Genomic DNA, 21,318 nt, shown 5'->3' with positions numbered 1-21,318 from the left:
TAAGTAAAAACACGCACTATGTCGTCTGATTTTAATTTTTATAAAATAGCTAATAAAGCTAGTTGCTAGGAATGGAGTCACCAATGAAAAAGCTCGCAATAATTACGGGATCAAAAGGCGGAATTGGTTCTGCTATCTCTTCGAAACTCGTTGAACAAGACTATCGGCTTATCGCTACATTTAGTACAGGCAATTATGATTGTGCTAAACGTTGGTTCGATGAGAAAGGCTTTACAGAAGATCAGGTTCGATTGTTCGAACTCGATGTGACGAATACTGAAGAGTGCAAGGAAAAGCTAGGGCTATTGCAACAAGAAGAAGGTACGTTTGACCTTGTTGTTAATAACGCAGGCATTACTCGTGACGGCCAATTTAAAAAAATGTCATCGGATAACTGGTTTGATGTCATTAACACTAACCTCAATAGCGTATTCAACGTAACCCAACCTCTCTTTGCTGCCATGTGCGAAAAAGGCAATGGCCGCGTCATCAATATCTCATCGGTAAACGGACAAAAAGGTCAGTTTGGTCAAACAAACTATGCTGCAGCAAAAGCAGGCATGATCGGTTTTACTAAAGCTCTGGCTGCAGAAGGTGCCCGCGCTGGCGTTACTGCGAATGTTGTGGCGCCGGGCTATACCGGTACACCTATGGTTGAAGCCATGCGAGAAGAAGTCTTGGATTCAATCAAAAGCACTATTCCTCTAAAACGTTTAGCGAAGCCAGAAGAAATTGCAGCGTCAGTGGCTTATTTAGCAAGTGACGAGGCAGGTTATATCACAGGTGAAACTATCGCTATCAACGGCGGCTTATACATGGCGTAATGCTAATAAGGGATAATAATGGAAAGAGTTTTTATAGTTGCAGCAAAGCGTACTGCAATTGGTAGTTTTGGCGGTACCCTTAAAAATATTTCAGCGGGTGACTTGGCGGCAGTCGCAATTAAAGGCGCGTTAGAGTCAACGGCAATATCAGTAGATGATATCGATGAGGTGATTGTCGGTAATGTGGTCAGTGCTAATCAAGGTATGGGTATTGGACGACAAGCATCCATTAAGGCTGGTATTCCTGCAAAAGTCCCGGCTTATACGTTAAATATGGTTTGTGGCAGTGGCATGAAAACCTTAATGGACGCTGCATCACACATCAAAGCCGGCGAAGCTGAAGTAGTGGTTGCGGCTGGAGTTGAGGTGATGTCACAAATTCCATTTGCTATGCCAGCTACAGCACGTAATGGTCATAAAATGGGCGACATGACGGCAAAAGACCTTTTGGTTTCCGATGGTTTGACAGATGTATTTAACGCTTACCACATGGGTGTAACTGCAGAAAATATTGCCAAGCAAGTGGATATTTCTCGCGATGATCAGGATGCCTATGCATTAAGCAGCCAACAGAAGGCAGTAGCGGCGATTGAGGCGGGTAAGTTTGAACAAGAGATCGTCCCGGTTGAAGTAAAAGTCCGTCGCAATGTCATCGAGTTTGCTACAGATGAATATCCAAAATTGGAAGCAACGATGGAAGGCCTGGCTAAGTTGAGACCAGCATTCGATCGTGAAGGTAGTGTGACCGCTGGTAATGCATCGGGGATCAATGATGGTGCAAGTGCACTTATTGTCGCTTCTGAGTCGGCAGTCGAACGTTTGGGTCTAACACCACTTTGCGAGCTGGTGGCGAGTGCTCAAACGGGTCTAGAACCCGAGATTATGGGCTTGGGCCCAGTGCAAGCGGTGACCGATGCATTGGCGAAGGCTGAGCTGACCATTTCGGATGTAAACGTATTTGAACTCAACGAAGCCTTTGCGGCTCAAGCTCTTGGTGTGATTAGGAATTTAGCATCTGAGCACGGCGTGTCAGCAGAGTCAATTTTGCAACGTGCAAACCCTAATGGTGGAGCAATTGCCTTAGGTCATCCACTGGGTGCGTCAGGTAATCGCATTATCGTGACTTTGATTCACGAGATGCTACGAGAAAACAAAGATCTAGGTGTTGCCTCTCTATGTGTAGGTGGTGGCATGGGAACTGCAGTCGTTGTTAAGCGCTGTTAATTGTGTTGTCGGAAGCCCAATTTACTGGGATAGATTTGATTTAGAAACTGGAATGTTTATTTCTTAGGAGAAATGATTATGTACACGGATATTTTCAAAGTGATCAACGAGCAGTCTGAAAAAACGTTTGAACCTTATACTAAGTTCAACAAGCTCATGACTAAAAATGTTGAAACGCTCACGGATCTTCAACTGAATGCTATGCGCGCATACAGCGAGCTAGGTGTGAATCAAATGAAGGCAGCAACAGAGATCAAAGATGTGTCATCTCTCGCTGTTTTCAATAGCCAACAGTTGAATACGCTATCTCGTTTGTCACAACAGATGATGGACGATAGCAACAAGCTTCAACAAGTGGCGAAAGAGTTTAAAGAAGACCTAGAAGCGATTACTACTGAAGCGGTTAAAGCGAGCACACCTGCTTAACCTTGCTAGTATTTAGATAGAATACTTATAAATAGAGGGTTGCGGGGGCACTCGTTCCCGCAACCTTTTTTGTTTCCAAGAAAAGGGTTTTAGCTATGTTCCAAAACTTCTTTTCGGACTACCTTGTGAAACTGCAGGAGAGCAACCAGCAATGGTGGAAAGACTTCGAGCAAGGCAAGGCAGCCGTAAATAGCCCTCTGACTAAAGCGATGCAGGAACTCAATGCTGAGGATACTGCAGAGTTTATGGATAAGGCATCCAAGCAACCCGCCGCAATGTTGGATATGCAAACTAAGTGGTGGATGCAACAACTCGAGATATGGCAACGCGTTGCGTTGCAAGCCAGTAATGAGCAAGTTGTTGACGTTGAAAAAGGCGACCGTCGATTCCAAGACGAAGCGTGGAAAGAAGAAGCGTTTTACAACTTCATCAAACAGTCTTACGTTTTGTTCAGTAAAACGTACCTCGATACCATCAACTCGGTTGAAGGTGTGGACGAAAAAATCAAAGAACGTCTCACGTTTTTCTCTCGTCAAACTCTAAACGCTCTATCGCCAACCAACTTTATCGCGACTAACCCAGAGCTTCTAAAACTCACTCTTGAACAAAATGGTGAAAACTTGCTCGCAGGTTTGCAGCAGTTTCAGGAAGACATGGAAGCGAGCGCGGATGTACTGAAAATTCGCATGACGAATACAGATGCGTTCCAGATTGGTGAGCATGTCGCGAACACAGCAGGGGATGTGGTATTTAAAAATGAGCTGTTTGAGCTCATTCAATACCGTCCGCTGACAGAAAAGGTGAATGCCACTCCGCTATTGATCGTTCCGCCGTTTATCAATAAGTATTACATCCTCGATCTTCGTGAGAAGAACTCGATGGTGAAATGGCTGCTAGAGCAAGGTCATTCAGTATTTATGATGTCTTGGCGAAACCCTGGTCCTTCGCAAGCCAAAGTAGAATTTGGCGACTATGTAACGGAAGGGGTGGTTAAAGCGGTAGCGGCCATCGAGTCCATTACCGGTAAAGATCAAATTAATGCTGCAGGCTACTGTATTGGTGGCACAGTATTGGCTTCAACCGTGGCTTACTATGCCGCAAAACGTATGAAGAAGCGTATTGTATCCGCTTCTTTCTTTACTACATTATTGGACTTCAGCCAGCCTGGTGAAGTCGGTGCCTACATCAACGATACCATCATTCGTGCAATAGAACTTCAGAACAATTCACTGGGTTACATGGACGGTCGCTCTCTGAGTGTGACCTTCAGTTTACTGCGTGAGAACAGTTTGTACTGGAATTACTACGTTGATAATTATCTCAAGGGCAATAGCCCCGTCGATTTTGATTTGCTGTACTGGAACAGTGATAGTACCAACGTTGCGGCAGCGACGCACAACTTCTTACTACGCCAACTGTACTTAGAGAACAAGTTGATTGCTGACAAAGGGGTTAAAATTGGCGGCGTTTGGATTGACCTAGATAAGATTCGTATTCCAAGCTATTTCATCTCCACAAAAGAAGACCATATTGCTTTGTGGCAAGGTACGTATCGCGGTGCCTTGAAGATGGGGGGTAATAAAACCTTTGTACTTGGTGAGTCAGGGCATATCGCAGGTATCGTTAATCATCCAGAAAAAGAGAAGTATGGTTTTTGGACAAACTCAACGCTGGATGAGTCAGCGGAAGAGTGGATTAACAACGCCGATCACCACAAAGGCTCTTGGTGGTTGCACTGGAATGAATGGCTGGGCCAATATATTCCAGAAGAACAAGTTGACCCATTCCCAGTGGGCAATGATGACTATCCAGTACTTGGCACGGCGCCAGGTGAGTATGTTGCTCAAACCCTTCCAATCATCGAACCTATCGATGCGAATGAGCAAACCGAGTCAGATACGTCTGAAACAGCGTAAATCATTAAGGGCCCACTGCGGCCCTTAGCTTTTTCTGCTCAGTTCGAGTATCCGTAACATACTTTTCTTTTCTAGGTTGATACGTATGATAAACCCATAACCAGAATCCAAGAGGTTGTTATGGAAATCGAAACACTAGAACAAAAAGTAAGCTACATTTATGGCCGTGAAATTGCCAAGGAGCTTGCTCAAAAATCATTTCCAAAAATGAACATCAAGATCATTCAAGAAGCGATCATGGAAGCGTTTATGCAAAAACCGTGGCCTTTCGATCCAAGTGAAGCGGAAGCGCTCAAAAAGGAGATGGAAGAGAAACGTAAGCTTGCTCAAGCTGAACACTTACAGCAAAAACAGCAATTTGAAGCAACGTTTTTTGAACGTAACGCAGCACGTGAACAAGTCAAAACTCATAGCTCAGGTATTCAGTATGAGATCATTGATGAAGGTGGTGAGCGTCAAGAATCCGATCCGAGTAGCCAATTTTTTATCCGCCACAAGACTTGGCTGTTGAACGGTCAGCAAGTTGATGGGTCTGCACATTTGCCAGAGCCAATGACAGTTATGCTGCATCAGGCGCCCGTGGCATGGATTGTTGCGCTTAAAGAAATGCCAATTGGCGCTACTTGGCGACTGTATGTCCCTTCTCATCTTGCCTATCAAGAAGATGCTCATCCAACGGTACCGGCGGAAACGGCAATTATCTTTGATATCAAATTAGAGTCGATAAAAGCGCCGTAGTATAAATATCTGCGTAGACAGCAAGGCTAGCATTTAATGCTGGCCTTTTTCATGTCGGTGACATTGAATCTTGACATAACAATTACCAATAAATAAAACTTATCTGAAATGGGAAAGAATATAATGCTTAATTGGTTAAAATAGGTTGTTCTTTATGGTGTGATGTTGGTTATTTGTAGAATTAATGCTGACTTTGCCTCGCTATTGGTAACAACTAAAGTGATCTGTGTCACGTCGTGTGATCGGAAAACAAATTTGTGATTCTAATTTCCTAGAGGGTACTGCTAATCTGCTCCGGCTTTTGATGTCTCCATCAACAAGCACTATAAAAAAAAGGAGTAATTATGACTAATGCAAAGAAACCAATGTCACTCACTAGCCGAGTGATTATCGGTATGGTTGCAGGTATTTTGACAGGCTTCGCGATTCGAGGTCTATTTGCTGAGAACGGATTTGTCGACGCGTACATCGTAAACGGCCTTTTTGAGGTTGGCGGTCAGATCTTTATTGCCAGCTTGAAAATGCTCGTTGTCCCACTGGTATTTGTCTCTCTTGTGTGCGGTACCAGCTCTCTCAAGGACGTCACCACACTAGGCCGTTTAGGTGGTAAGACAGTTCTATTCTATGTTGCTACAACAGCAATTGCCATTACGTTGGCCCTCACTATGGGTACGGTATTCCAACCAGGTGCGGGTGCCGACCTAACTGCAGCAAGTTCATTTGCGGCGACAGAAGCGCCATCATTGGGACAGGTTATCATCGATATGTTCCCAACCAACCCTATCAGCGCTATGGCTGAAGGTAAGACCCTTCAAGTTATCGTGTTTGCCGTGCTATTCGGTATCGCGATCAGTGCAGCGGGTGAGCCAGGAGAGCGCATTGCTGCGACATTCCGCGATCTGAATGACGTGATCATGAAGCTTGTTGCGCTATTGATGAATATCGCCCCATACGGCGTGTTCTTCCTAATGGCGAAACTGTTCACAGGTCTTGGCTTGGGTGCCATCTTAAACCTAGCTGAGTACTTCCTAGTGCTTACAGCGACGCTATTGCTACACGGCTTAGTTACCTACAGCGTGATGCTTAAGTCTTTCACTGGACTAAGCCCAATCACCTTCCTTAAGAAGATGGAAGATGCGGTGATGTTTGCGTTCTCGACCGCATCATCAAACGCAACCATCCCTGTTACGATGGAAACTGCGCAAAACCGTTTAGGCGTGGATAACAAAGTATCTTCGTTTACCATTCCACTTGGCGCGACCATCAACATGGATGGTACGGCGATCATGCAAGGTGTGGCGACGGCGTTTATTGCTCAGGCATTTAATATCGATCTGACCATGGGTGATTATCTCACGGTTATCCTTACAGCCACTCTAGCATCAATTGGTACGGCTGGTGTTCCGGGCGTGGGTTTGATCATGCTTGCGATGGTATTGAATCAAGTTGGTCTTCCATTGGAAGGTATCGCACTTATTATGGGTGTTGACCGTCTACTTGATATGATTCGTACCGCAGTTAATATCACTGGTGACAGTGCCGTGACGTGTATTGTTGCTAAGTCAGAAGGTGCGTTAGATCTTGAAAAGTTCAACGACCCAGCGGCAGGTGAGAAAGAAGAAAAAGTTGAGTTGGTACGCAGTTAAGCGCGGTATCAATTCATAAATAAAGGGGTCAGTGCATAGTCACTGACCCTTTTTTGTTTGGTGAGTGTTTCTAAATTAGCTGGCAGGTTGGCTACGATATTTGCCAAAGCAGTAGGTTGCTAATGTGCCCCAAATCGCGGCTAGCAACCAAAGATGATTCCAATGCTCGCGAATTTGGTGCCATTCTGCACCCATTTGATTGAGTTTTAAGAAACCACTGATCGCTGCCTGAGTGGGAAACAGAGCTGCAAACCATTGCATCGGGGCCGGTAACATCTCTACTGGCCAAATAAATCCGGCAGAGAATATAAGTGGCATAGAGCTTATCAGAACCAGTACGGTGACTAGCTCACGTCTTGGCGTGAGGGCGCCGAGTAAGATACCGATAAAGCAAGACGTTAAAAAGAATGGCAGCATCAACGTCAGCATCTCGAATGGATTCGCTAGCTTACTAATACCGTATATATCGAAACTGGCGCCAAAGTAGAACATTCCTAGCAAGTAGTAGATCAATGTTAGCACCAGACTTCGCACTGCAATAACGGTCATTACCGGGCGTGCACTCCAATAACCTTTACCTTGTCTTTGAGTACCACCGACTAACCCCGACGCCATAGCGAGTGTTTGCTGCAGTATCAACACAAACACCGCAGGCACGACGTAATCTACATATCCCATTCGTGGGTTAAAGGTCGGCTTAGCATTGAGTATTGTGGCGGAATACTGCTGGCTAGCGAGCTCCAGAGGCACGCCATCAATAATAAGCTTGGCCACTTTTGCCTTAGCCGCTAATGTGCCACCTGCCTGCGCTAAGCCTTCGACAACGGTACCATAAACCAAAAACAAAGACGCATCACCCGCATAGGCCAGCACTGGGCTTTTACCTAGCATCAAGTCTTTATAGAAATGTTCTGGGATCACCAAGAAACCAGTAATCTCACCATTGATAAATGCATTCTTGGCGTCTTCAATGGTGTGGTCACGTTGCACCACATGAACATTGGGTGTCGCATCAACCATCCTTTCCAATTGATAGCTCGTTTGGCTCTGATCGAGGTTAACAACGGAAATAGGCTGTTCGCGCGGGGTTTGTTGACTGTAAGGCAACGGATACAGAAACGAATAAAATATTACGCCACCGAACACGGTCAGCACCACAACTGGATTGGTTAAGATTGCCCGAAGTTCGAGTTTGATGTGTTCCAGTAATGTCATGCAGACAACTCCTTACTGAGATGCTTTTTGATCAGCAAAGCGGTGAGTCCAAGGGGGAGCGCATAGCCAAGCATCGGTGTTAAATGCATTAAGGATTGGGCCGCATGCACACCATAGCTTGCCTGACTAACTTGAACTTCAATATAGTGACTGATGGGAAGTAGCTCACGCCAAAACAGCGCCAATGGATTCATGTCCGTTGCAGGGAAGGTAATACCCATAAAAGCAAAACTTGGTGCGGTAAAGGCACCAGCAAAGCTCATGGCACGTGCAGCATCACATGTTAAAAAGAAAAACAGCGCGCCCATGATCGTACAAGCGACGGTAGTGACCAGTTGAGCGATGATAAGCACTAACCAGCTACCCTCCATGGGCCAGCCTATGATGTCATAGAACCAAACCAGAAATGCAAATCCCAGTGTCGAGAACCAGACAAAGTAGGGCACAAGTGTCGCTGTCAAACGGCGAAGCTGCTGACTTTCACCAAGCCAAGGCTTGATGCCCGCTACCCGGTAGTTAGCACTGAGAACCAGCACCGTAAAGGAGACGATCGCGATTTGCCAAATGGCGGGGACGATGGCCGTCACCAGAAATTGCGCGTAGTTGGTACCCTTGTTGAATAGAGGTGTGATTTGCGTTCGCACCGACACCGCTTTGCCTGCGGCCGCCGCTCCAGTGGTGTTGCCTTTAGCCAGAGCTTTGACAATATCAACTTGAGCGTTAAACGTACCTTGAGCTTGTAACGCAGCCGAATTAATCAACCGACCTACCAGGATATACTGACTGTTGTAAAACAGCGTGACCTGCGGCGGCATGGATTTGACTATCGACTTATCGAAACCATAGGGAATATACAAAATCGCATAAATATCGCCATCTATCAGCGCCGTTTTGGCGGCCCCGATGTCGTTATACTGATGGTCGACACTGAGCATTGATGTAGCATCGTAGTTACGGACAAGTTTTTGCGATAATGTACTCTGGCTTTGGTCTACCACGCCAATCGGCAAGCTGTTGGCTATCCCTTGAGAAAATATCCAGTAGATAGATAGACACAAAACAACCGGCACCCAAGTGAGGCACGACAATAGCCATTTGTCGCGCCGCAGTAGATGCCACTGGCTACGGAAGTGGCTTTTGACTAGCTTGCGCTTTTCGACACTATAACCTGTCGCTTTAGATGAAGAATGGAGTGTACCGTGTGGCATATCGCGTTCCTAGAGTTCTACAACCAAACTCATACCCATACGAAGCGGAGCATCATCGACCGGACGTGCTTCTACCTCAAAGGTGCGCAAATCAAAGCCTTGAGTCGCATCTGTTGAGCGCCAAGTAGCAAAATCACCCATCACGGCTACGTGGGTGACCTTAAAGGTAATGGTATCGTCTAGGGCAGGAACATATGCATCGAACTCACTGCCTTTTTCGAATTGACTTAACGCATCTTCACGAACATTAAAGACCGCCCATGTGTCTTTAGTATCGATAACCGTCACTACAGGGAAGCCCTGCGGTGCCAATTCTCCACTGTGCAATAGCACTTGAGATACTTCGCCGTCAAACCAAGAATGAATCTGCGTATCAGCTGCATAGGCTTCGACTTCTGCAACTGCACCCGCTGCCATGCGAGCTTTCTCTGCTGCGGCGAGTTTGGTCTCGTCACGCGCACCTTCTTTGGTCATTTGGAACATCTGATAAGCGGCACTTTCAGTGTACTTCGCGGCTTGCCACTGAGTTAATGCCTCATCGCGCTTTTGCTCGGCTACTACGCCATCTTTATATAAGTTATTAACGCGAAGGTAGGTTTTCTCCATCAATGCCGCTGCCGCCTTTGCTTTGCGCCATTGGTCTTCTGCTGCCTTAATTTGCTGCTGTCGTGCGCCAATTTCAGCTTCTTTCGCCAATGCGCCAGCAGCCTTTTCACCCGCAACAGCCTGTTCTAGCTTGGCTTCGATTTCAGGGCTATGAATGGTAAAGATCAATTGACCTTCTGCCACAGTATCACCCTTGCGTACCAGTACGTCGTCGATTCGGCCAGGGACTTTGGATGAAATACTGTATTGCTGAGATTCGACTTGACCTTGAATACGTAGCGCAGGGGTTTGGTAAGCATCGAAAAACTTATAGCCAACCCAACCAATAACGGCAACGGCGCCTAGTGTAACTAAAGTGGGTTTTACCTTGTTCATGATGCATCCTCAGATCGTAATTGTGCAGGAGTAATCGCATTGTATTTATACGTTGCGAAGTTATTCATCTCGCTAGAAAGGGCGAGTAATTTGTTTAAAGACAGGAGATATTGAAAGCTAGCGGCATCTTGTTGAGTTTTTATGCTCGCAAGATACAGCTCGGCATCGACCACATCCAGAGAGCGTCCTAGGCCTTGTGAAAACGCTTTTTGACGGAGTTTTAGGTTTTCTTGAGCCAGTTTGATGCTCGAATTAAGCCCTTGAACTTCATCCAGCGCCTGCTGCGCTTCAAGATAGGTTTTCTCGACTAAGACACTGAGATCTTGACGAGCTTGTTTACGCAAAAATTGCACTTGAGAAACGGCACTGCTTGCCGCTTTCATTTGTTCGCTGCGGCCAGAGTTTTCTAATAACGGTACGCTAACTCCAATGCCTACCAGCCAGTCAGGCTTGAGCTGACTGGTCAACGAGTCACCGTGATACAAGCTGTAATCACCATAAGCGTATACTTCGGGATAGTATTTACCTTTTTCCGCTTTAATTAAGCTACTGGCTTGCTTTTCTTTGGCATCAAGGATGGCGAGACCAGGGTAGGTATCGAGAGTTTGATCGATAAACGCATCTAATGGTGGCAAGGTACGGTTGATGAACAGTTCATCACGCGGCTCAACCTTCTCGACTTGGCCGAGTACTTGCGTCAATGCTGCCTGAGCAATGTTCAAGCTATGTTCTGCTTTCTTGCGTTCAACGACCGCTTTGTCCAAAGAGGCTTCCGCTTGCAGACGCTCGACGCGAGCGATTTGGCCTTGCTCTTCGAGCTTGATGGCAAAGTCACGGTGTTTGGTGAGACCTTTTTCAACCGCCATTCGAGTATCGACCACGTTTTTTGCCAAAATAACGCTGAAATAGTACTTACTCAAATCTTCGTAGCGTGCTTGTACTTCCATGGCCAATTGGCTGCGGGCTTCATCTTGTTTGCCCTCGGCAGCAGTTTGTGCCGCGGTGATACGACCACCTGTAAAAATAGGCCATACAGCGCGGATTGAAGAGCTAAATATTTCTTTATTTTCAAGAGTAGAAGTAACGCCGCCAAGAGCGTTAGCAAGCTGACCTAAACCGGGTACGGCACCAATAGCCGATAGGTCGGGCAAACCACTTAGGCTTTCGGCAAATTGCTGTCCACTTAACGTAACATCTTGATCTAATCGAGTGTAGTTTGCTCCAACCGTCACTTTGGGTAGATTCAAACTTTTTGATGCGTCTTTAAGGTGGCCATATCGCTCTACGTTGGCACGTTGTGCAGCCAAGGAGTTGTTGTTCTGTTGAAGCAGTTGCCATGCTTCATCAAAAGCGACCTCTGCGGCAACAGTGCCAAATGAAAGCGATCCTAATAAAACGCCCATGGCCAGTGGCAGGGACTTTAACTTCATGAATGCTCCAAACAGGTGTTTATAAATTTATCTAGAGTATATGCTCTAATAAAATACTGTGCAATAACTTAACTATAGTCGGTATTTCGAATATAGCGCATGTAGGTGATTGTTTTTTCGAATTTATTAGCTTGTATGGGCGGCATCATAAAAAAGCAACACCGTCGAGATGTTGCTTTTTTGTCTAGCTTTCGTTGTTAGTCAATCGTGAGATGTTAATCACACCACTAGTCGTAGGAAGGGCATAAATAGCCAGCTCTCCACAACAAGTGCTTCGATTGCTTGAGAACCTTGAGTACTTCACTACCTGACATCTGAGGCGATGAGAACGAGACGACAACGTCTTGCTCTAAATCGTCCTCTAACGAGGGTGTGGTCTGATACGCCCTTACATGAGTAAAGGTGGCACGTCGGTGTTGCGACAGCAAAGCCCTATCAAGGCAGATTCCAAAACAGTCTCGTTCCATAATGATTCCCTTATCAAATACCTAATATTGCTATTAGTTACGGGTACTACTGCTTCATTGATTATTGTTTTTTTAATGATGTTTCAGCCAGCGTGAGTCGCACGGTGAACAGACAAAGCGAGATGCTATCGGTGTAGCTGGTTGATTCCTTTTCTACTATACGGGACAGATCCCCCGTTGTTCTAAAATTAACCTAAAAATGGTGTGATCATAGTCAGGTTACAGAATGAACATGATTGCAACATGGCGAGAGTGTAAATTGATGTAAAAACCAACAACATAGTTGTAACCCAAACAAAACAGTTGAACAGTTCACAGAACGCTAGGGGTTTGAGTGCTGGCATGTTGCATTACTGTTACATTAGCGTCTGGGGGAGCATCAAAATGAAATGGAATCAGATAAGTTTTCGATACCGAATGCTGATCATCATGACGGTATCGGGATTGTTGCAGTTGCTTGTCTTAACGCTCGCAGGCTTTAGTTACATTAAACATTCTCAAGAGCAGGAAATGGGTCTAAAAGCCCAAGGCGTGGCGACGTTTCTGGCACAGTCTTCTGCCGTTATTCACATGATAGAGTATGACACCGCTTCGTTGATGCAAGACCGATATCGTGGTCTCACGGAAATGATTGGCGCGGCGTTTATCGTTATCGGTGATAAACAAGGCATTCGTCTTATACATCCTGTGGATGAACGTATTGGTTTACCAATGAAAGGGGGCGACAACGACCTTGCATTAATACACGGCCAATCCTATGTTTCGTTCGCTGAGGGTTCTTTGGGAAAATCGGTTCGAGGAAAAGCGGCCGTTTTCGATCAAGATGGCAATATTATTGGTGTGGTGTCTGTCGGCTATTTGCTCGATAGATTGCAAGATCGTATAGAGCCCTATTTACTGTTTCTGTTAGGGATGGCGGTGTTGGTTTTGATAGCCAATGCCATTGTTTCGTATTTTATTTCTAGGCGCTTCCAAAAAGCGATTCTCGGCTTCGAGCCAGAAGAAATTGGTCGATTGTACGGCGAGCTCGATGTCACCATGAGCACCATTAAAGAAGGGGTGATCAGCATCGATACTCGTGGTGTGCTTCGCTCCATTAATACCAGTGCATGCGAGATCTTAGGCCTGGTTAAAGATGAGGTGATAAATCAACCGCTAACGAAAGCATTACCACACTCAGATCTCCAATCTCTAATTGACAGTCAAGAAGCGGATCACGACATTGAACTTTTTCTTAATCAGCAGAGAATTGTTGCAAACAGAAGTCCAATTGTTGTCGACAATAAAGTGATTGGTGCGGTGTCGAGTTTCCGACGTCGTGATGAAATTAGCGAGCTTACTGATCAGCTGTCACAAACTAAAGCCTACGCTGAAATGCTACGCTCTCAAACTCATGAACACCGCAATAAACTCAATACCATCAGTGGGCTGGTCCAAATGGGTGAAGTGGAAGCGGTGCAAAACCTTATCGGACAAGAGACGGCGCATTACCAAGCGCTGATTGAGTTCTTGCGCGAAACGGTTAAAGACCCTCTGATTGCAGGCATGTTGCTTGGAAAAACTGAGCGTGCACGCGAGCTAGGCTTGACCTTGAGTGTCGACGAAGAAGCAAGGCTAGAGCCTTTACCCGAAAACATTAATGCCGACGATCTGGTGACCATATTGGGGAATTTGATTGATAACGCGTTTGAGGCAAGCTTATCTGCGATAAAGGAAACACCAACAGAGCGATTAGAACGCTCGACTATCGAAGTGTCGGTGAGCGACTTTGGTAATGAAGTCATACTGGAAGTTATGGATAGAGGCTGCGGATTACCGCCCCATTTAAATGTAGATGCGCTAACCACGCGCGGCGTATCAAGTAAAGCGGCACACAATCGCGGTGTCGGTTTATTTCTGGTTAAGCAACTGACAGAACGCTATCAAGGGCAGTTAGAAATGGCAGAAAATGACAACATTGGCACTCGTGTGACCGTATATATTCCTAAGGATGGATTAGCATGAATGACTTAACGCGAGTCATGATCATTGAAGACGATCTCAAGATTGCCGAGCTTCATCGTCGCTACTTAGAGCAGATGGGTGGCTTTGACGTTGTGGGCATCGCGACATCAAAACTGGAAGCAGAATTGCAGTTAGAAGTACTTGAACCCGACTTGGTGATGCTGGATGTCTATTTACCGGATGGGACAGGGATTGAAATACTGGGCCACATTAGAGGTCTAAATCAGAAATGCGACGTTATCTTAATTACGGCAGCTCGAGATGTAGAGACACTGCAACATGCTATGCGTGGTGGAGTGATTGACTATTTGCTCAAGCCAGTGATGTTTCCTAGACTTGAGGCTGCCCTTAAAAAGTATCAAAAGCGCACGGAGCAGTTACATCATGCCGATGATCTTAATCAGTCTCTTGTTGATGAGATGATGCAGCAGGGCAATAGCGCTGAGAACAATTCCGAACAGCGACTGCCTAAAGGAATCGATGGTGTTACGTTAGAAAAAATCCGTGGTTTGTTTAAGCAAGATAGCCGCTTTACCGCCGATGAGGCTGGCGAGAGTATTGGTGCAAGCCGAACCACTGCCAGACGTTATTTAGAATTTTTAATCAGCACAGGTGAATTGGAGGCAGATGTGAATTATGGCACGGTAGGGAGGCCGGAGCGCTGTTATCGACGCCAGCAACGTTAAGGCAGAGGCATTGCGCTGAGTAAAACGGTGTTCAGTAGATCATTGACCAAAATGAAAAGCCCCCAGCAAACGCTGGGGGCTTTGTTATCTCGGAATGTACCACTATCATGAACGTTAAGATTCAACCTTCTTTGGCTGATAGAACCACTTTTTCACCAGCGAGAATAGTGAAGGGCCAATCAAAACCAATGCGGCAAGTACAGTAAAGGTTAAGGTAATTGGGCGCTCCCATAAGAAGCTCAGTTCACCATCACTGATCATCAACGCACGTCGCAAGTTTTCTTCCATCAACCCACCAAGAATAAACCCAAGTAATAGTGGCGCAAGCGGGAAGTGTGCAAGCCTTAAAGCAATGGCGCCCATCGCGATGAGTAGCATGATAAACACATCCATCGTGTTAAATGATACTAAGTAAACGCCAGTAATGGAGAAAAATAGAATCATTGGCAGCAAGACGGTTCTCGGTACGGCCAGTAGCTTCGAGATATACGGGATCAGCGGCAGATTCAGAATGACCAGTACGATGTTACCAAAGTACATTGAGATAATGACTGACCAGAATACATCCGGATGTTCAACGAAAAGGCGTGGGCCTGGTTGAATACCGTAAGCAATGAGAGCCCCTAACATGATCGCCGTGGTGCCTGAGCCAGGAATACCCAAGGTTAACAAAGGCACGAACGAACCGCTGGATGCCGCATTATTCGCAGATTCAGGGGCAACCAGACCACGAATACTGCCTTTACCAAACTCTTCACGTTTCTCTTTTGGCGCAAGGTTACGCTCCATACCGTAAGAGAGGAATGCAGCAATCGTCGCACCTGCACCGGGAAGGACGCCAGTAAAGAAACCAAGAATAGAAGAGCGTATAGAGACTGGCGCGACTTCTTTGACTTCTTCCTTGGTAATTTTCATGCTACCGATGTCACTGAGTTTTTTCTGCTCATCTTGGCGCGTATCTTGTTCTGGCTTTAGGATGCCCATCAAGGTTTCACCCAGTGCGAATGTTGCCATAGCGAGGAGTAGGAAGCTAAAGCCATCCATAAGATCGGTTAGGCCGAAAGTAAAACGCTCAACACCGACGCCTTTATCGATACCCACAGTAGACAACATGAGACCAAGAACGACCATCATCCAAGCTTTGACAACTTGTCCTTTTCCAGCAAATGCTGCCACCGCAGAAAGCCCGAGTAGCATCAACGCAAAATAGTCAGAAGATTGGAAACTGAGTGAGACCTTAGCCAATGCTGGCGCAGCAAAGAGCAACATAATGGCGGACAGCGTACCGCCGGTAAAGGAGGAGTAAGCGGCTAGCGCCAGTGCTTTGCCAGCTTGTCCTTTTTGTGCCATTGGGTAACCGTCAAAAGCCGTTACTACAGTAGATGAACAGCCTGGCGCGTTGATCAAAATCGATGAAGTTGAACCACCAAATACTGCGCCGTAATAGACACCGGCCATCAAAATAAGACCTGATGAAGGGTCGAGTCCGTAGGTAATCGGGATCATTAGGGCAATCGCAGAGATTGGCCCAAGGCCCGGTAGCATGCCGATAAAGGTACCGACAAAACAGCCCACAATCACCATCATGATGTTCATTGGCATCACGGCGGTGGAAAGGCCTTGTAAAATTCCGTCTAACATAATGGTGTCCTACCAGATCGTGAAGATGAGTCCAGGCTCAAGATAAATGTCCAAACCTTGAGTCAGTAAAAGATAAAAAACGATGACAAATGGGAATGAAGCACCAAGCAAGACCGCTTTGCGGCGTTCTCCTAACAGGTAGAAACCTGCAAGTAAGAAAAAGCTGGTTGCCAGCACAAACCCTAGATAGGTTAAGCCCAATCCGTAACCGGCCATCAATATCAGAAAACCAATAAGAAGCTTCCAGTTGAAGCTCTGTTCGTTAGGATCGTGGCGATCTGGTTGTCCATTGATAAGCAGCAATATAGATAGGCCAATCCCCACATAGGTCAAAATAGTAGGTAAGGTGCGTGCGGTGAAAGGTTCGTACTCATCACCAGGAAACATAGGGATTAACGACGTTTGGTAGCCGTAACACAAACATAGGATTAAAAATATCATCGCACCTACACGATCACGAGACAGCAAGTTCTCTTTCGTGAACAGCTTAGAGGTGAAATCAGACATAACTCACTCCAAATGGTGAATAGAGAAAAGACCGTATATAAGGGTCGATGAGCGGCGACCAAGTGGGCAAATTGCTCCAGGACAAAGAGCGTTTACCCAAAATAAACCGTTCCCCAGGAGATTAAGGGGTCAGTACTGCTACTGTGAACAATCCAGAATTGAAGGAGTCAAGATTGTCGCTTATATACGGCAAAACTGGTGTACGTTGAAACGTACTTTGAATAAATTGAGGAGGGGCGAACCCCTCCGCTGCCATTACTTGTTTAGGAAGCCAAGCTCAGTCATGAGCGCACCCATTTGCTTTTCTTGGTCTTCAAGGAACTGGTAGAAGTCTTGATCGGGTTTGTAATTGTCGATCCAACCATTTCGGTCACGAACCACTGCCCATTCATCGGTGGTGTACATTTTGGTCAGTGCTGCATTCCACTCTTTGACTTTTTCTTCACTTGCTCCAGGGGCTGCGAAGAAACCGCGCCAGTTTGCAAATACTGTCTCGTTACCATATTCAGTCAGAGTAGGAATGTCTGGAGCAGCTTCAAGACGCTTAGGCGCTGTGACAGCCAGCACTTTCACTTGGCCTGCCTTGGACATTTCTAGCACTTCGCCAAGACCAGTAGAGAGCAATTGGGTTTCACCGGATAGTAGGGCTGCCATTGCTTTACCACCGGCATCATAGGCAATGTAACGAACTTTCTTAGTATCAAAACCTTCACCTTTAAACGCTGCCGCAATCACAAGGTGGTCCATACTGCCTCGGGCGCTACCACCAGCAATTTTTACTTTGCGTGGGTTTTCCTTAAAGTCGGCAACCACATCTTCCCAGGTGTTATATGGAGAATCAGCAGAAGCAACAATGGCACCGTAATCGGCTATCGTCGCTGCGACTGGTGTTAAGTCGCGGAATGATTGTGGAAACACGCCCGTCAATGAGCGAACAACGATAGGTGTAGAGTTCACCATCAAGGTGTCTTCTTGACGTTCAGCCGTTTCGATAAGGTGAGCAATGGCTTTACCGCCGCCGCCACCAGAGAGGTTTTGGAAGGAGACAGTGTCGACAATCTCTGATTTCAGTAACACATCACCAGTGCCACGAGCGGTCATATCCCAACCACCACCTGCACCACCAGGGATCAAGAAATGTATCTTCTCTAGATCTGCAGCGTAGCTACCAAACGAAAGGGTAGCGGCAACGATAGATGCGGCCAGGGTAGGTTTTAATGCCTTTAACATGTTCACGTTCCTTATGTTGACTTTGTTGTCTGCCAGCTTTGAGGGATCTGGCGTGACCTCTTTGGGTTAGTTAAAAGGTTATGTAAATGTTAATCATCCATCAATAAAGCGACGATATTGAGGATAAAGCGCATTAGGTGGATTTTGTTCATAAAGTTCACAGCTTGACGTTAACGTTAGACATTAGTCTATATTGTCGACAATGTGTTTGATTATTGCGCTGTAAGTTGCTTAAATAGTCACCAGTTAATAATTATTGTCAACAATATGCTGACTAGGTAAGTGAAGAAATGAGTGCTGAATTTGTTATAGGGGAGGCTGCTGTTAAAGAGGGAACAAAATCCGAAAATTTAACAGAACAGCTGATAGAAGAGATTGTTGAGGGGCGTATCGCGTCAGGCAGCAAGATTTCTGAGCCTGAATTAGCGAAGCGATTTGAAGTGAGTCGCGGCCCTTTGCGTGAAGCCATCATGAGGCTTGAAGGGCTGGGTTTGATTGAGCGTATACCTCATGTTGGCGCGCGCGTCATTACCTTGTCGCAACAAAAGCTAGTGGAGCTTTATTCCGTGCGAGAGGCGTTAGAGGGGATGGCTGCGCGCTTGGCGGCAAAACACATTAGTGATGACGAGGTCATGGAACTAGAGCGCTTGCTTGAAAAGCACTCAGAGCATATTGATGAAGTGTCCGGTGCATCGTATTTCCATCAACATGGTGATTTTGACTTTCACTACCGCATTATCAAAGCAAGTCAAAATAGCCAGCTAGTCCACTTGCTGTGTAATGAGCTCTACCATCTGCTTCGCATGTATCGCTATCAGTCACCCCGAACACATTCAAGGCCGGAAGCTGCACTAAAAGAGCATTTATTTATCTTGGATGCGATAAAAAACCGCGACCAGGAGTTAGCGGAGCTACTGATGAGAAGACACATCTCTCGCAGCAAAGCGCTAATAGAACAAAACCTAAACTAAATAATGTGAATAGAGGCGCGCTCATTTCGCGTCAAAAGCAAAAGGAGATAAGTATGTCATCTTCACCAGGTCAACTTTTTCGTGACGCTGTCACTAATGGAAATCCACTTCAAGTGGTGGGCACTGTCAATCCGTACTGCGCCATGATGGCGAAAAACGTTGGTCATCAAGCGATTTACCTGTCTGGCGGTGGCATCGCCAATGCATCGTATGGATTGCCTGATCTTGGCATCACCACACTGAATGATGTGTTGGTCGATGTAGAGCGTATTACCAACGCCTGTGATTTACCTTTGTTGGTTGATATAGATACTGGTTTTGGTGGGGCCTTCAACATTGCTCGCACCATAAAGGCAATGGAAAAAGCCGGTGCCGCTGCTGTTCATATTGAAGACCAAGTGGCACAAAAACGCTGCGGCCACAGACCCAACAAAGCGATTGTTACCGCACAAGAGATGGTCGATCGCGTCAAAGCCGCCGTCGATGCGAAAACGGATCCGAGCTTTGTGATTATGGCGCGCACAGATGCGTTAGCGGTCGAAGGGATGGATAAAGCGATTGAGCGCGCTATCGCCTGTGTCGAAGCGGGTGCGGATATGATCTTCCCTGAGGCGATGACATCACTTGAACACTATAAACAGTTCAAAACCGCCCTCACTGATGCCACGGGTAAAGAGGTACCTATCCTTGCCAATATCACTGAATTTGGTCAAACCCCTTTGTTTGGCTGCGATGAGCTTGCCAACGTTGGTGTTGATATGGTGCTTTATCCATTATCAGCCTTTAGAGCAATGAACAAAGCGGCTGAAAATGTGTATCAGCATCTGCTTTCCGTTGGCAATCAGGAAGCGTTGACATCGCAAATGCAAACCCGGGCCGAACTATACCAGCACCTTAATTATCACAGCTATGAAGATAAGTTGGACCAGCTATTTGCTGACAACAAATCTTAGCTAATCGACTTATACCGGAAGTCTAAGAAAACAATTACAGAGACAAACTTAATCCAATAACGAAACACCGCGATAAAAGACCCATGACGGGCGAAGAGCGGGAAAAGGAGTTCAACATGCCTAATTCAGCCATAGGTGGAGCAGGTCTACGAGGCCAAAGTGCAGGTACAACATCGCTATGTACCGTGGGTAAATCTGGAACGGGGTTAACCTATCGAGGTTATGACATTACCGATTTGGCAAACCATGCTCAGTTCGAAGAAGTTGCCCACTTGCTGCTGCGGGGACATCTACCCAATCAAAAAGAGCTAGATGACTATAAAACGATTCTAGTGGGGCTGCGTGGTTTACCTGAAGCCCTAAAGCAAGCACTGGAACTGATACCCGCTGACGCACATCCCATGGATGTCATGCGAACCGGGTGTTCGGTGCTGGGTAACCTAGAGCAAGAGATTGATTTTGCTCAGCAACAGCAAGCGACTGAACGTATGCTGGCGCTCTTCCCAGCCATCATCTGCTATTGGTATCGCTTTAGCCACGAAGGTGTGCGTATCGATACTGAAGACCAAAGTGAAGATTGTATCGGCGGCTATTTTTTGAAAATGCTTACTGACAAAGCGCCGTCAGCCCTTCATAAACAGGTGATGCATTGCTCGCTGATACTCTACGCAGAACATGAGTTCAACGCGTCGACATTTGCAGCGCGAGTCTGCGCTTCCACACTATCCGATATTCATTCTTGTATCACTGCTGCTATTGGTACGCTTCGTGGTCCACTTCACGGTGGTGCCAATGAAGCGGCGATGGACATGATCCAAGATTGGAGAAGCGCGGATGAAGCCGAAGCGAACATCATGCAGATGCTCGCCAATAAAGACAAAATCATGGGTTTTGGTCATGCCATCTATAGGGAAAGTGACCCACGTAATGCACTCATTAAGCGCTGGTCAAAAGAGCTATCGGAAGCCGTCGGTGATACTTACCTTTATGACGTGTCAGTACGTGTAGAGTCGGTGATGAAGCGTGAAAAGGGGCTGTTCTGTAATGCGGACTTCTTCCATGCTTCTGCGTATCACTTCATGGATATCCCTACAAAGCTGTTCACGCCAATCTTTGTAATGAGCCGTTTGACAGGCTGGGCTGCGCACGTTTATGAGCAGCGTGCAAACAACCGCATCATTCGTCCGAGTGCGGATTATGATGGTCCAGAGGCGAGAGAGTGGACGCCGATCGAAGCGCGTGATTAGTGCG

General features: G+C 46.3%; 19 protein-coding genes. 11 read left to right on the top strand and 8 right to left on the bottom strand.

Going from position 1 to position 21,318, the window contains the following annotated elements; genetic code table 11:
• The first annotated feature begins 83 nt into the window (after positions 1-83).
• From AAA946_RS08720 to AAA946_RS08695, 6 genes are all read left to right on the top strand, one after another.
• A complete protein-coding gene (locus AAA946_RS08720; protein WP_338164510.1) occupies positions 84-824 on the top strand; it encodes an SDR family oxidoreductase in 741 nt (246 codons plus the stop codon).
• Positions 825-842: 18 nt separating this feature from the next.
• Positions 843-2,048, top strand: a complete 1,206-nt coding sequence (locus AAA946_RS08715; protein ID WP_338164509.1) for an acetyl-CoA C-acetyltransferase — start codon at positions 843-845, stop codon at positions 2,046-2,048.
• Between the two features lie 78 nt (positions 2,049-2,126).
• Complete coding sequence (locus AAA946_RS08710; protein WP_042472759.1) at positions 2,127-2,474, top strand: phasin family protein; 348 nt, start codon at positions 2,127-2,129, stop codon at positions 2,472-2,474.
• 95 nt (positions 2,475-2,569) lie between these two features.
• On the top strand, positions 2,570-4,390 hold the full coding sequence (gene phaC / locus AAA946_RS08705; RefSeq protein ID WP_338164508.1) for a class I poly(R)-hydroxyalkanoic acid synthase: 1,821 nt from the start codon (positions 2,570-2,572) through the stop codon (positions 4,388-4,390).
• A gap of 120 nt (positions 4,391-4,510) precedes the next feature.
• Complete coding sequence (locus tag AAA946_RS08700; protein ID WP_338164507.1) at positions 4,511-5,128, top strand: FKBP-type peptidyl-prolyl cis-trans isomerase N-terminal domain-containing protein; 618 nt, start codon at positions 4,511-4,513, stop codon at positions 5,126-5,128.
• 344 nt (positions 5,129-5,472) lie between these two features.
• Complete coding sequence (locus tag AAA946_RS08695; RefSeq protein ID WP_338164506.1) at positions 5,473-6,774, top strand: dicarboxylate/amino acid:cation symporter; 1,302 nt, start codon at positions 5,473-5,475, stop codon at positions 6,772-6,774.
• A 75-nt stretch (positions 6,775-6,849) separates the two neighbouring features.
• On the opposite strand, the gene AAA946_RS08690 is transcribed toward AAA946_RS08695, so the two are convergent.
• The 5 genes from AAA946_RS08690 to AAA946_RS08670 all read right to left on the bottom strand — a co-directional run bounded on the left by AAA946_RS08690 (position 6,850) and on the right by AAA946_RS08670 (position 12,075).
• Positions 6,850-7,989 (bottom strand): ABC transporter permease, encoded by a 1,140-nt coding sequence (locus AAA946_RS08690; protein WP_338164505.1) that lies wholly within the window; start codon positions 7,987-7,989, stop codon positions 6,850-6,852.
• A complete protein-coding gene (locus AAA946_RS08685) occupies positions 7,986-9,197 on the bottom strand; it encodes an ABC transporter permease (RefSeq protein ID WP_338164504.1) in 1,212 nt (403 codons plus the stop codon). The genes AAA946_RS08690 and AAA946_RS08685 overlap by 4 nt, the downstream gene beginning before the upstream one ends.
• Before the next feature lie 9 nt (positions 9,198-9,206).
• The gene (locus AAA946_RS08680; protein WP_338164503.1) at positions 9,207-10,178 is read right to left on the bottom strand and encodes an HlyD family secretion protein; all 972 of its coding nucleotides are present in this window, start codon (positions 10,176-10,178) and stop codon (positions 9,207-9,209) included.
• On the bottom strand, positions 10,175-11,608 hold the full coding sequence (locus tag AAA946_RS08675) for a TolC family protein (RefSeq protein ID WP_338164502.1): 1,434 nt from the start codon (positions 11,606-11,608) through the stop codon (positions 10,175-10,177). Before AAA946_RS08675 ends, AAA946_RS08680 begins: the two co-directional genes overlap by 4 nt.
• Before the next feature lie 227 nt (positions 11,609-11,835).
• A complete protein-coding gene (locus tag AAA946_RS08670; protein WP_338164501.1) occupies positions 11,836-12,075 on the bottom strand; it encodes a cation transporter in 240 nt (79 codons plus the stop codon).
• A gap of 384 nt (positions 12,076-12,459) precedes the next feature.
• Here AAA946_RS08670 and AAA946_RS08665 point away from each other — a divergent pair, with 384 nt between their 5' ends.
• On the top strand, positions 12,460-14,079 hold the full coding sequence (locus AAA946_RS08665; protein WP_338164500.1) for a sensor histidine kinase: 1,620 nt from the start codon (positions 12,460-12,462) through the stop codon (positions 14,077-14,079).
• Positions 14,076-14,765, top strand: a complete 690-nt coding sequence (locus AAA946_RS08660) for a response regulator (RefSeq protein WP_338164499.1) — start codon at positions 14,076-14,078, stop codon at positions 14,763-14,765. Before AAA946_RS08665 ends, AAA946_RS08660 begins: the two co-directional genes overlap by 4 nt.
• 114 nt (positions 14,766-14,879) lie before the next feature.
• Here the strand turns inward: AAA946_RS08660 and AAA946_RS08655 are convergent, their stop codons facing one another.
• The 3 genes from AAA946_RS08655 to AAA946_RS08645 all read right to left on the bottom strand — a co-directional run bounded on the left by AAA946_RS08655 (position 14,880) and on the right by AAA946_RS08645 (position 18,143).
• Positions 14,880-16,406: a tripartite tricarboxylate transporter permease gene (locus tag AAA946_RS08655; RefSeq protein ID WP_338164498.1), complete on the bottom strand. Its 1,527-nt coding sequence runs from the start codon at positions 16,404-16,406 to the stop codon at positions 14,880-14,882.
• Between the two features lie 9 nt (positions 16,407-16,415).
• Positions 16,416-16,913 (bottom strand): tripartite tricarboxylate transporter TctB family protein, encoded by a 498-nt coding sequence (locus AAA946_RS08650; RefSeq protein WP_338164497.1) that lies wholly within the window; start codon positions 16,911-16,913, stop codon positions 16,416-16,418.
• 255 nt (positions 16,914-17,168) lie between these two features.
• Positions 17,169-18,143 carry a tripartite tricarboxylate transporter substrate binding protein gene (locus AAA946_RS08645; protein ID WP_338164496.1) on the bottom strand — a complete coding sequence of 325 codons (975 nt, stop codon included), beginning with the start codon at positions 18,141-18,143 and terminating at the stop codon, positions 17,169-17,171.
• Between the two features lie 290 nt (positions 18,144-18,433).
• On the opposite strand from AAA946_RS08645, the gene AAA946_RS08640 reads away from it, so the two are divergent.
• The 3 genes from AAA946_RS08640 (at position 18,434) to prpC (ending at position 21,314) form a co-directional block, all read left to right on the top strand.
• Positions 18,434-19,114, top strand: coding sequence for a GntR family transcriptional regulator (locus AAA946_RS08640; RefSeq protein WP_338164495.1), 681 nt, complete (start codon positions 18,434-18,436; stop codon positions 19,112-19,114).
• Positions 19,115-19,167: 53 nt separating this feature from the next.
• A complete protein-coding gene (gene prpB, locus AAA946_RS08635) occupies positions 19,168-20,067 on the top strand; it encodes a methylisocitrate lyase (protein ID WP_338164494.1) in 900 nt (299 codons plus the stop codon).
• 116 nt (positions 20,068-20,183) lie between these two features.
• Entirely contained in the window at positions 20,184-21,314 is a 1,131-nt protein-coding gene (prpC, locus tag AAA946_RS08630) for a bifunctional 2-methylcitrate synthase/citrate synthase (protein WP_338164493.1), read from the top strand.
• The last annotated feature ends 4 nt before the right edge of the window (positions 21,315-21,318 follow it).

It is taken from the genome of Vibrio sp. 10N, from assembly GCF_036245475.1.
GTDB lineage: Bacteria > Pseudomonadota > Gammaproteobacteria > Enterobacterales > Vibrionaceae > Vibrio.
The sequence above is the reverse complement of the archived record's forward strand: the minus strand, read 5'-3'. Positions and strand labels throughout refer to the sequence as shown.